The sequence below is a fragment of the uncultured Halorubrum sp. genome (assembly GCF_937146585.1).
Classification (GTDB): Archaea; Halobacteriota; Halobacteria; order Halobacteriales; family Haloferacaceae; genus Halorubrum; species Halorubrum miltondacostae.
Genome location: NZ_CAKZRO010000088.1, coordinates 1 through 11,612 on the forward strand (window position 1 = coordinate 1; position 11,612 = coordinate 11,612).

Genomic DNA, 11,612 nt, shown 5'->3' on the forward strand with positions numbered 1-11,612 from the left:
GCGGCGCGGACGACGCGCCCGAGCCGCGTCCCGCGCCGACGCCGACCGACACCGGCTCCGACGACCGCAAGGCCGCGGTCAGCAAGCGGAACGGCGATGATGCGACGGCGTCCGCCGGGGCCGCGGCGGGCGGTCCCGAGCCCGCCGGCCGCGACACCACGCTCGCGACGCCCGCGACGCGGAAGGCGGCGCGCGAGCGCGGCGTCGACCTCGACGACGTGCCGACCGACGAGACCCGCGACGGCGAGGCGTTCGTCACGGCTGAGGCCGTGAACGCGTACGCCGACGCGCTGGAGTCGACCGCCGAACCGGCGCCCGAGCCGGAGCCGGTCGACCTCGACGCCGGCGAGGCCGCCGCGACGCCGGCCGACGCGGCCGCGACCGCCGGTGTATCGGCGACGGACGCCTCCGGCTCGGGGGACGAGACCGTCCCCTACCGCGGCGTCAGGCGGACCATCGGCAAGCAGATGGAGCGGTCGAAGTACACCGCCCCGCACGTCACCCACCACGACACCGCCGAGGTCGACGCGCTGGTGGAGGCGCGCGCGGAGCTGAAGCCGAAGGCCGAGGCGAGCGACGTGAAGCTCACCTACATGCCGTTCGTGATGAAGGCGATCGTCGCGGGGCTGAAGGAGTACCCGTACCTCAACAGCGAGCTCCGCGAGGACGACGAGGAGATCGTCTTGAAAGGGGAGTACAACCTCGGCATCGCGGTCGCGACCGACGCGGGCCTCATGGTCCCCGTCGTCGAGGACGTCGACGAGAAGGGGCTCTTCGAGCTGGCCGACGAGGTGAACGACCTCGCCGCCCGCGCCCGCGAGCGCAAGCTCAAGCCCGATGAGATGAACGGCGGGACCTTCTCGATCACCAACTTCGGCGCCATCGGCGGCGAGTACGCGACGCCGATCATCAACTACCCCGAGACCGCGATCCTCGGGCTCGGGGCCATCGAGGAGCGCCCGGTCGTGCGCGAGCGCGACGGCGCGAGCGAGGTCGTCCCCGCCCCGACGCTGCCGCTGTCGCTGTCGATCGACCACCGGGTCGTCGACGGCGCGGTCGCGGCCGAGTTCGCGAACGCCGTCATGGAACACTTAGAAAACCCGCTGCTGCTACTCAACGAATAATGGTCGTCGGAGACGTCACCACGGGAACGGAGGTACTGGTCATCGGCGCGGGGCCGGGCGGCTACGTCGCCGCCATCCGCGCCGCACAGGAGGGGCTCGACACGACGCTGGTGGAGAAGGACGCCTACGGCGGCGCCTGTCTCAACCGGGGCTGTATCCCCTCGAAGGCGCTCATCACGGGGAGCGGGCTCGCCCACGAGGCGGGCAACGCGGAGTTCATGGGCGTCCACGCCGACCCCGCCGTCGACATGGGGAAGATGGTCGAGTGGAAGGACGGCGTCGTCGACCGGTTGACGGGCGGCGTCGAGAAGCTCTGTAAGGCGAACGGCGTGAACCTGATCGAGGGGACCGCCTCGTTCGTCGGCGAGGACACCGTCCGGGTCGCCCACGGCGGCGACGGGCAGGGCTCCGAGACCCTCTCGTTCGAACACGCGATCGTCTCCACCGGCTCGCGCCCGATCCAGATCCCCGGCTTCGAGTTCGCCGAGGACCACGTCTGGAGCTCCGCGGACGCGCTCGACGCCGACACCGTCCCGGACCGGCTCGGGATCGTCGGCGGCGGCTACATCGGCATGGAGCTGGCGACCACGTACGCCAAGCTCGGGGCCGACGTGACGGTCGTCGAGATGCTCGACGACATCCTCGACCCCTACGAGGACGACGTGAAGCGGGTCGTCCGCGAGCGCGCCGCGGAGCTGGGCGTCGAGTTCCAGTTCGGCGAGGGCGCGAGCGAGTGGGCCGAGGCCCCCGACGGCGGCTACCTCCTCCACACCGAGACGGAGGACGGCGAGGAGTCGACGTACGGCGTCGACAAGATCCTCGTCGCGGTCGGGCGCCAGCCCGTCACCGACGGGCTCGACCTCGAGAACGCGGGGATCGAGACGGACGACCGGGGCTTCATCGAGACGGACGACCGCACCCGCACCGCGGTCGAGCACATCCACGCCGTCGGCGACGTCGCCGGCGACCCGATGCTCGCGCACGCGGCCTCGAACGAGGGGATCGTCGCCGCCGAGGTGATCGCGGGGGAGCCCGCCGCGCTCGACCGGCAGGCGGTCCCGGCCGCGGTGTTCACCGACCCCGAGATCGGCACGGTCGGGATGACCGAGGCCGAGGCCGAGGACGCCGGCTTCGACCCCGTCGTCGGCGAGATGCCGTTCAACGCCTCCGGCCGCGCGATGACGACCGGCCACACCGAGGGGTTCGCCCGGATCGTCGCCGACGAGGAGACCGGGTTCGTCCTCGGCGGGCAGATCGTCGGGCCCGAGGCGTCGGAGCTGATCGCGGAGGTCGCGCTCGCGATCGAGATGGGCGCGACCCTCGAAGACGTGGCCGCCACCGTCCACACCCACCCGACGCTCGCGGAGGCCGTGATGGAGGCCGCGGAGAACGCCCGCGGACAGGCGATCCACACGCTGAACCGCTGAGTGCGTCCCGGCCGTCGAGCGCGTCCCGAACGGACCCCTTCGGCCGCGGTAGCAAATTCACCACTCAGCGAGACATATTTGTCTCAGCTCCGTGACTTTTATTTTAATGAGAAACCCTGCCAAACAACTGTTATCAGGCGGAGGCCGGTATATAAGGACAGATGGCTAGCAGCAGTTCAGACGAGGCATTTACCGGAAAATCGAACGAAGACTGGTGGCCCGAACGACTGAGTTTGGAGATACTCGATCAGAACGGGCAGAAGTCCGACCCGCTGGAACCGGACTTCGACTACGGCGAGGCGTTTCAGGAACTCGATCTCGAGGCGGTCAAAGAGGACATCGAAGCCGCACTCACGGAGCCGCAAGACTGGTGGCCGGCGGACTACGAGCACTACGGTCCGCTCATGATCCGGATGGCGTGGCACAGCGCCGGCACGTACCGCGCCTACGACGGACGCGGCGGAGCCGCCGGCGCTCGGCAGCGGTTCGCGCCGCTCAACAGCTGGCCGGACAACGCGAACCTAGACAAGGCTCGGCGTCTGCTCTGGCCCGTCAAGCAGAAGTACGGGCGTAATCTGTCGTGGTCCGACCTGATCGTCCTCGCCGGGAACGTCGCCGTCGAGTCGATGGGCTTCCCGACGTACGGGTTCGCTGGCGGCCGCGAGGATGACTTCGACACCGACAAGGCCGTTAAGTGGGGCCCGGAGAACGAACTGGAGACCCAGAACCGCTTCGAGCGACCCGGCGAGATCCAGAAGGGGCTCGGCGCGTCGGTGATGGGGCTCATCTACGTCAACCCCGAGGGACCGAACGGACAGCCCGACCCCGAGGCGTCGGCGAAGAACATCCGGCAGACGTTCTCCCGCATGGCGATGAACGACAAGCAGACGGCGGCACTCATCGCCGGCGGCCACACCTTCGGGAAAGTCCACGGCAAGGACGACCCCGAGGAGGTGCTCGGACCGGAGCCGGAGGCCGCACCCATGGAGAACATGGGGCTCGGTTGGCAGAACGACGCCGCGGTCGAGGACGGCGAAGTCACCACGAGCGGGATCGAAGGCCCCTGGACCCAGTCGCCGACCGAGTGGGACATGGGGTACGTCAACAACCTCCTCGATTACGAGTGGGAGCCGGAGAAGGGACCGGGCGGTGCCTGGCAGTGGACGCCGAAGGACGGCGAACTCGAAGACTCCGCGCCGGACGCTCTCGACGACGGTGAGCGGGTCACGCCGATGATGCTCACGACGGATGTCGCGCTCAAGAAGGATCCGGACTACCGGGAGATCATGGAGACGTTCCAGGAGAACCCGATGGAGTTCGGAATGGCGTTCGCCAAGGCCTGGTACAAACTGACTCACCGCGACATGGGTCCGCCGGAGCGGTTCCTCGGTCCCGAGGTCCCGGAGGAAACGATGGTCTGGCAGGACCCGCTCCCCGACGCGGAGTACGAGCTCGTGGGCGACGAAGCGATCGCTCAGCTCAAGGAAGCGATCCTCGAGACGGATCTCACGCGGGCACAGCTGGTCAAGACCGCCTGGGCCTCCGCGTCGACGTACCGCGACAGCGACAAGCGCGGTGGTGCGAACGGGGCTCGGGTTCGTCTGGACCCGCAGCGCGGCTGGGAGGTCAACGAGCCGGAGAAACTGGAAACGGTCTTAGAGACGTACGAACGCATTCAGGCGGAGTTCAACGAGTCGCACGACGAGGTACAGGTGTCGCTGGCCGACCTCATCGTGCTCGGCGGAAACGCGGCCGTCGAGGAGGCCGCGGCCGACGCCGGCTACGACGTCGAAGTCTCGTTCGAGCCCGGTCGGACCGACGCGACCGCCGAACAGACCGATTCCGACTCGTTCGAGGCGCTCAAGCCGGAGATCGACGGGTTCCGCAACTACGTTCCGGACGGCGCCGACCGGCCGGCCGAAGAGCTGTTGGTCGACAAGGCCGACCTCCTGAACTTGACTCCCGACGAGATGACTGCGCTAGTCGGCGGCATGCGGGCGCTCGGCGCGACGTACGGCGACAGGAACTACGGCGTGCTTACCGACCGACCGGAGGCGCTAACGAACGACTTCTTCGCGAACCTCCTGAGCATGGAAACGGAGTGGAAGCCGTCCAACGAAGATCAGGTGTTCGAGGGCTACGACCGCGACACCGGCGATCTCAAGTGGAAGGCGACCCGTGCGGACCTGATATTCGGGTCACACTCCCGGCTCCGCTCGATCGCCGAGGTGTACGCGGCGGAAGACGGCGAAGAGAAGTTCGTCGAGGACTTCGTCGACACCTGGACGAAGGTGATGCAGGCGGACCGCTTCGACCTCGAGTAACGTCCGTCGCAGTCGGTTTTCTTTTCGAGTCGCTCGAACCGGGTAGCTCCGCCGCTCGCGTCTCGCTACGCAGGTCGTCGATCGCCGACTTCCCCCGCGGCTCACCAATTCTATATCGCGACATACAATTTACTGGCTCGATTCGCTCGGGTCGCCTCGCCTGACCGCACTCCCGACGTTCCGCCGTCTCGGCGGCGATCGACCGCCTTTTTTCCCGCCGGACCCATGCTCGCGACATGGCCGACGAGTTCGACCCGGAGAAGTTCGAGGACAAGTACGCGCACTACTTCAACGAGCTCCAGCGGGCGTACAAGAACGCGTTCAACCAGATGAACGACCGGTACGACTCGGAGCTGATCCACGGCATCGACCAGACCGTGCTCAACGAGTCGGAGCCGTTCTACGAGGACGGCGAGTTCCGCGTCGAACTCCCGGAGGACCCGCGCGAGCGCATCCGCGGCGCCGTCGCGGTCGACGACGAGACGTTCGAGGAGACCCTCGAGGAGTACGTCGAGCGGATCGAGTCCGAACTGTACCGGACGCTCGGCGTCGACCGGCCGGAGTGAGGTCCGGCGCGGCGCGTCTCCCCGCCGTATCCGGGCGAACCAAAGGCATAAGCCCGGTGCCCGCCAACTCGCGGGCATGAGCACGGACACGGCTGACGCGGACAACGAACTCCGCGAGCGGATCACGAACTTCCTGCGGCGCAACTTCCCGCAGATCCAGATGCACGGCGGGAGCGCCGCCATCGCCCACCTCGACCGCGAGAAGGGCGAGGTGACGGTCCAGCTCGGCGGGGCCTGCTCCGGTTGCGGCATCTCCCCGATGACGATTCAGGCGATCAAGTCCCGGATGGTCAAGGAGATCCCCGAGATCGAGACGGTCCACGCCGACACCGGCGCGGAAGCCGGCGCGGACGGCGACCTCGGCGGCACCAGCAGCGGCGGCGGGATGTCCCCCTCCTTCCCCGGCGAGACGACCGACGACGACGGCGACGACGAAGGCCCGCAAGCGCCGTTCTGAGTCGGCCCGGCCGACCCGAACCTTCTCTCTTTCCGCCTCGCGAGTCGCAACGCCGTTTCGCGCTGACCCGCCGTTTCGACCCGGGAGACGCCACGTTTCGGGACTAGCGTCGTTCCACGAGTCTCCCCCACCGCCGAGCGCATGTATCTCATAACGCTATATCGAATTCGGACCGCGGGCTCAACTCGGCCCGACTGAAGCCTTTTTCTCCCCGGCCGTCATGGGGAGTTGCTATGTACCATCGCGAGGTCGAACCCACGGCGGAGTACGTCGCGCGGTTCGAGACGGGGGCCGACTGGCGCGAGGAGATCGAGTCCCTCGCCCGCGCGGAGGACGTCGAGGCCGGGTGGTTCACGGCGCTCGGGGCGGTCCAGGACGCGGACGTCTGGTTCTACGATCAGGACGAAACAGAGTACCGCTCGGTCACGTTCGACGAACCGCTCGAGGTGGCCGCCTGCGTGGGCAACGTCTCGCTCTTGGAGGGGGACGTGTTCGCACACACCCACGTCGTCCTCTCCCGGCCGAGCGGGCAGGCGCTCGCGGGCCACCTCGACTCGGCGACCGTCTGGGCCGGCGAGTGCCACCTCCGCGCGTTCGCCGAGCCGCTGGAGCGCTCGCACGACGAGGCGACCGACCTCGACCTGTGGCTGTGACCCGCCGAGCGCGTCGCCCCACTCTCGAAGCCCGATGAGACCGGACGACGAGCGCTACTTCGCGCGGATCGAGGAGCGCCTGGACGAGGCGTGGGACGTCGCGGAGACGGCCAAAGAGCAGGGTCGGGACCCCGAGCCGGAGATCGAGATCCCGATCGCCCGCGACATGGCCGACCGCGTCGAGAACATCCTCGGCATCGACGGCGTCGCGGAGCGCGTCCGCGACCTGGAGGGCGAGATGTCCCGCGAGGAGGCGGCCCTGGAGCTGGTCACCGACTTCGTCGACGGCAACGTCGGTGACTACGACTCCCGCGAGGGGAAGATCGAGGGGGCGGTCCGGACCGCGGTCGCGCTGCTCACCGAGGGGGTCGTCGCCGCGCCGATCGAGGGGATCGACCGCGTCGAGCTGCTGGAGAACGACGACGGCACGGAGTTCGTCAACGTCTATTACGCCGGTCCGATCCGCTCTGCGGGCGGGACCGCGCAGGCGCTGTCCGTGCTCGTCGCCGACTACGCCCGGTCGCTGCTCGACGTCGACGAGTACAAGCCCCGCGACGTGGAGGTCGAGCGCTACGCCGAGGAGATCGCCCTCTACGACAAGGACACCGGCCTCCAGTACACGCCGAAGGACAAGGAGTCGAAGTTCATCGCCAAGCACATCCCCGTCATGCTCGACGGGGAGGCGACGAGCGACGAGGAGGTCTCGGGGTTCCGCGACCTCGAACGCGTCGACACCAACTCCGCGCGCGGCGGGATGTGCCTCGTCGCCGCAGAGGGGATCGCGCTGAAGGCCCCGAAGATCCAGCGGTACACCCGCGACCTCGAGGAGGTCGACTGGCCGTGGCTCCAGGACCTGATCGACGGGACGATCGGGAAGGACGGGGCGGGCGACGGTGACGGTGAAGAGGCGGAGAGCGGCGACGGCGCGGAGGAGGACGAGGACGGCGACGAGGCGGAGAGCGAACCGGAGGCCGACGACTCGACCGAGTCCGGCGCGGACGGGCCGGTCCGCGCCGACCCCTCGCAGAAGTTCCTCCGGGACCTCATCGCGGGGCGGCCCGTGTTCACCCACCCCAGCGAGGCGGGCGGCTTCCGGCTCCGGTACGGTCGCGCCCGCAACCACGGCTTCGCGACCGGCGGCGTCCACCCCGCGACGATGCACATCGTCGACGACTTCCTCGCGGCCGGGACGCAGATCAAGACGGAACGCCCGGGGAAGGCGCACGGCGTCGTCCCCGTCGACTCCATCGAGGGTCCGACGGTCCGGCTCGCGAACGGCGAGGTCCGCCGGATCGACGACCCCGAGGAGGCGAAGGAGCTCCGGAACGGCGTCGAGAAGGTGCTCGACCTGGGCGAGTACCTCGTCAACTACGGCGAGTTCGTCGAGAACAACCACCCGCTCGCGCCCGCGTCGTACGCCCCCGAGTGGTGGGTCAAGGAGTTCGAGGCGGCCGGGGCCGACGTCCGCGCGCTCCGCGACGACCCCCACGTCGACCTCGAACACCCGTCGGTCGACCGGGCGCTCTCGTGGGCCGAGGAGTACGACTGCCCGCTCCACCCGGAGTACACGTACCTCTGGCACGACGTGTCGGTCGACGCCGTCGCGGCGCTCGCGGACGCGGTCGCCGCGGGCGACGTCGTCGAGGGCGTCCTCGCGATCGAGCGCACCGACGGGGTCCAGGACGCGCTGGAGTCGCTGCTGATCGAACACGCCGCGACCCCTGACGCCCTCCGGATCCCGACGTGGCGGCCGCTCGCGCGGTCGCTCGGGATCGACGACGGACTCCGGAAAGAGTGGGACGCCGCCGACCTCTCGGCGGCGGCCCGGGACTACGCCGACGGCGAGAACGCGATCCGCGCGGTGAACGAGGTCGCCCCGTTCGAGGTGCGCGAGCGCGCCCCGACCCGCATCGGCAACCGGATGGGGCGCCCGGAGAAGTCGGAGAGCCGCGACCTCTCGCCGGCGGTCCACACGCTCTTCCCGATCAACGAGGCGGGCGGCCCCCAGCGCGACGTCGCCGAGGCCGCGAACGTGATGGACGACACCGGTCGCCGGGGGCGACACGAGCTGGAGGTCTCCGACCGCGTCTGTCCCGACTGCGGCGAGCACACCTACGCCGCGCTGTGTCCCGACTGCGAGACGCACACGGAGCCGCACTACGAGTGCAACGACTGCGGCACCGTCTGCGAGCCCGACGAGGCCGGCCGCGTCGAGTGCCCGAACTGCGAGTGGGAGGTGACGGCCGCGGGGTATCAGGAGGTCGACGTCAACGACGCGTACCGCACCGCGCTGGAGACGGTCGGCGAGCGCGAGTCCGCCTTCGAGATCCTCAAGGGCGTCCAGGGGCTCACCTCGCGGAACAAGACGCCGGAGCCGATCGAGAAGGGCGTCCTCCGCGCGAAGAACGGCGTCACGTCGTTCAAGGACGGGACGGTCCGCTACGACATGACGGACCTCCCCGTCACCGCGGTCCGCCCGGAGGAACTCGACGTCACCGCGGACCACTTCCGCGAGCTCGGCTATGAGACCGACGTCGACGGCGAGCCCCTGCGCCACGACGACCAGGTGGTGGAACTGCGCGTCCAGGACATCGTCCTCTCGGACGGCGCGGCCGAGCACATGCTCAAGACCGCGGACTTCGTCGACGACCTCCTCGAACAGTTCTACGGGCTCGACCGCTTCTACGAGGTGAACGAGCGCGACGACCTCGTCGGCGAGCTCGTCTTCGGCATGGCGCCGCACACGAGCGCCGCGACTGTCGGGAGAGTGGTAGGTTTCACGTCGGCCGCGGTCGGATACGCACATCCGTACTTTCACGCCGCGAAACGTCGGAACTGCTTCCACCCGGAGACGAAAATCTGGTACGAGGACGAAGCCGGAAAGTGGCACTACGACCCCATCGAGGCACTCGTTGAGGATCGACTTGACGCCGAAACGGCTGAAGAGGACGACGTCGGGACGCTTGTCCAGAAACTCGATGACGACGTGTACGTACCGTCCGTAACTGAGGATGGCGAGGATACGCTCCAACGGGTCGAAGCACTCTCGAAGCATCCCTCGCCCGACCACCTCGTCCGCGTCGAAACCAAGAGTGGACAGGAGCTGACGGTGACGCCCGACCACTCGATGCGTCGGTGGACCGGTGATGGAGTCGAGCGCGTGTCTGCCCGAGATTTAACCACCGAAGATGCGCTTCCCGCGCCGAAACAGATCCCGGTCGACGGGGAAACAGCGACCTTCGACCTGCTCGCGGAATTCCTCGACACGGACGCCGTTTCGAACGACGACCTGATGATCCGAGGGATCGGCGAGTCTACCCTCAAACAACTCCTCGACGACGCGACAGACGCCGAGAACTACCTGAAGCCTGTTGCGGAACTCCTCGACGTTAGTCAGTCGACGGTGTACAACTGGGTGTCTCGCGATAGCATCTCGGCTGGCGTTCTGCTCGAACTGTACGACCGCGACACTGTCGTCGAACGCGTTTCCACCGACGTGACACTTGGAATCCGTCGAGACAGCGCTTCGATTTCGCGTCAGTTCGATGTCAACGAGACAGTCGGCACGATGCTCGGATACTACGCTGCAGAAGGGTTCACCCGGCAGGAGGCTGGGTCGTTTTACCAGACGACAATCTGTACGCCGGACGACGTGCCACGCGACGAGATAATTGACGTCTTTGACGACGTATTTGAGGTTGAGGCGTTCGAGGAGAACGAATGGAAGATTACTGTTTCCAGTCGCCTCGTCACGACGCTGTTCTCGGATGTTCTTGACGCCGGGAGTCGTGCGGAGACGAAACGAATCCCGGACTGCGTCCTCTCCGCACCGGACTCGGTTCTCCGAACGTTCCTCGCGGCGTACTTCTCCGGCGACGGAAGTACGTCTAGCGAACGCGTCGAGGTTCGCGCACATACGGTGAGCGACGACCTACAGTCCGACCTAGTCGCAGCCCTCAAGCGGTTCGGTATCGCTACGAAAGTGTATCGCGAGGAGCGTACCCCGAAGACGGGTGCGGTGGCCGAGTTCTACGACGGCGAGCAGTCGTTCGAATCCTGGGTTCTCAAAGTCACATCACAGAACGCCCTGCGGTTCGCCGAAAAAGTCGGCTTCCATCTCGACCGCAAGGAGGAGACGCTTACTAACGTGCTGGACCGCGTCGATACCCGAACACAGCGACTCTTCGGTGACGGTGGCGAGGTTTGGGTTGACGAAGTCGTCTCTGTCGAGACGGTCCAGTCCGACATCGAATCCACATACTGTCTGACCGTTGAGGAGACTAACACGCTCGTCGCGAACGACGTGTACGCCGGTCAGTGTGACGGTGACGAGGATTGCGTGATGCTTCTTATGGACGGTCTTCTCAACTTCTCGAAAGAATTTTTACCGGACCAACGCGGTGGTCGCATGGATGCACCCTTGGTGATGTCCTCGCGAATCGATCCCTCCGAGATCGACGACGAGGCGCACAACGTCGACATCGTGCGGGAGTACCCCAAAGAGCTGTACGAGGCGTCCCGGGAGATGGCCGACCCGGAGGAGGTCGAGGAGCTGATCCAGATCGGCGAGGACACGCTCGGGACCGACGACGAGTACCACGGGTTCGACCACACCCACGACACGACGGACATCGCGATGGGGCCGGACCTGTCGGCGTACAAGACGCTCGGCGACATGATGGAGAAGATGGACGCGCAGCTGGAGCTGGCCCGGAAGCTGCGCGCGGTCGACGAGACGGACGTGGCCGAGCGCGTCATCGAGTACCACTTCCTGCCGGACATCATCGGGAACCTCCGGGCGTTCTCGCGGCAGGAGACGCGCTGTCTCGACTGCGGCGAGAAGTACCGCCGGATGCCCCTGACGGGCGAGTGCCGCGAGTGCGGCGGCCGCGTGAACCTCACGGTCCACGAGGGGTCGGTGAGCAAGTACGTCGACACCGCCATCGAGGTGGCGGAGCGGTTCGACTGCCGCCCCTACACGAAACAGCGGCTGAAGGTGTTAGACCAGTCGCTGGAGTCGATCTTCGAGGACGACACCAACAAGCAGTCGGGCATCGCGGA

Annotated in this window: 7 protein-coding genes; all 7 read left to right on the forward strand. The window is 67.5% G+C overall.

From position 1 onward, the window contains the following. On the forward strand, positions 1-1,124 hold a 1,124-nt coding region (locus Q0116_RS07745; RefSeq protein ID WP_297886754.1), incomplete at its 5' end, for a dihydrolipoamide acetyltransferase family protein. After that, a complete protein-coding gene (gene lpdA / locus Q0116_RS07750; RefSeq protein WP_297886755.1) occupies positions 1,124-2,551 on the forward strand; it encodes a dihydrolipoyl dehydrogenase in 1,428 nt (475 codons plus the stop codon). The genes Q0116_RS07745 and lpdA, both read left to right, overlap by 1 nt. Before the next feature lie 161 nt (positions 2,552-2,712). Next, positions 2,713-4,875, forward strand: coding sequence for a catalase/peroxidase HPI (katG, locus tag Q0116_RS07755; RefSeq protein ID WP_297886756.1), 2,163 nt, complete (start codon positions 2,713-2,715; stop codon positions 4,873-4,875). A 236-nt stretch (positions 4,876-5,111) separates the two neighbouring features. Continuing rightward, positions 5,112-5,441, forward strand: a complete 330-nt coding sequence (locus Q0116_RS07760; protein ID WP_297886757.1) for a DUF5783 family protein — start codon at positions 5,112-5,114, stop codon at positions 5,439-5,441. Between the two features lie 76 nt (positions 5,442-5,517). Further along, positions 5,518-5,898: a NifU family protein gene (locus Q0116_RS07765; RefSeq protein ID WP_297886758.1), complete on the forward strand. Its 381-nt coding sequence runs from the start codon at positions 5,518-5,520 to the stop codon at positions 5,896-5,898. A gap of 233 nt (positions 5,899-6,131) precedes the next feature. Then, positions 6,132-6,551 carry a PPC domain-containing DNA-binding protein gene (locus Q0116_RS07770; RefSeq protein WP_006111540.1) on the forward strand — a complete coding sequence of 140 codons (420 nt, stop codon included), beginning with the start codon at positions 6,132-6,134 and terminating at the stop codon, positions 6,549-6,551. Between the two features lie 34 nt (positions 6,552-6,585). Then, positions 6,586-11,612: DNA polymerase II large subunit (gene polC / locus Q0116_RS07775; RefSeq protein WP_297886759.1), on the forward strand; the 5,027-nt coding region annotated here is incomplete at its 3' end.